Source organism: Jatrophihabitans sp. sgz311053, assembly GCF_056135305.1.
The window spans coordinates 1-826 of sequence record NZ_JBWAXP010000009.1; the positions used below are offsets into that span (position 1 = coordinate 1).

General features: G+C 73.1%; 1 protein-coding gene. It reads right to left on the minus strand.

Annotated elements, in window-relative coordinates; translation table 11 throughout:
• On the minus strand, positions 1-826 hold an 826-nt coding region (locus AC0NZQ_RS21835; RefSeq protein ID WP_474532237.1), incomplete at both ends, for a ketoacyl-synthetase C-terminal extension domain-containing protein.

Genomic DNA, 826 nt, shown 5'->3' on the forward strand with positions numbered 1-826 from the left:
GCCGCAACGCCTCCCCGAACACCGGAAACGCCACCGCCAAACCCCGCCCCATCCCCACCCGCTGACCACCCTGACCACCAAACACAAACCCCACCCCAGCCGAACCACCGGCAACACCGTCGATGCGGTGCCGGTCCGGACCGACGAGGACGGAGCGGACATCGTGGGTGGCGCGGGTCGTGGCCAGCGTCCAGCCGACATCGGCCGCGTCGGGGCCGTAGGCGGGCAGGTTCGCGAGCTGTGCCTCGAGTCCGGCCTCGCTGCAGGCCGTCACCGGCCAGGCCGGCACGGGCACGACGGCACGGGGCCGGTCGCCGTCGGTCGCGTCGGTTGTGTCGGTCGCCGGTGCGGCTTCGAGGATGACGTGGGCGTTGGTGCCGCTGATGCCGAACGACGAGACCGCCGCCCGCCGCGGCCGGTCGTGCTCCGGCCACGGCGTCGGCTCGGTGACCAGCCGCACCGATCCGGCCGACCAGTCGACGTGGGGCGTCGGCACGTCGGCGTGCAGGGTGGCGGGCACGAGGTCGTGCTGCAGGGCGGCGGTCATCTTCAGCAGGCCGACCACGCCGGCGGCGGCCTGGGTGTGGCCGATGTTCGACTTCACCGTCCCCACCAACAACGGCACCCCAGCCGACCCGCCCCCTACCCGATCCGCAGCCCGATCAGCAGCCCGATCAGCAGCCCGATCAGCAGCCCGCGCCGCCCCGTACACCCCCACCAACGCCTGCGCCTCGATCGGATCACCCAACGGCGTCCCCGTCCCATGCGCCTCCACCACATCCACACCCGACGCCGACACCCCCGCATCAGCCAACGCCGCCCGAAT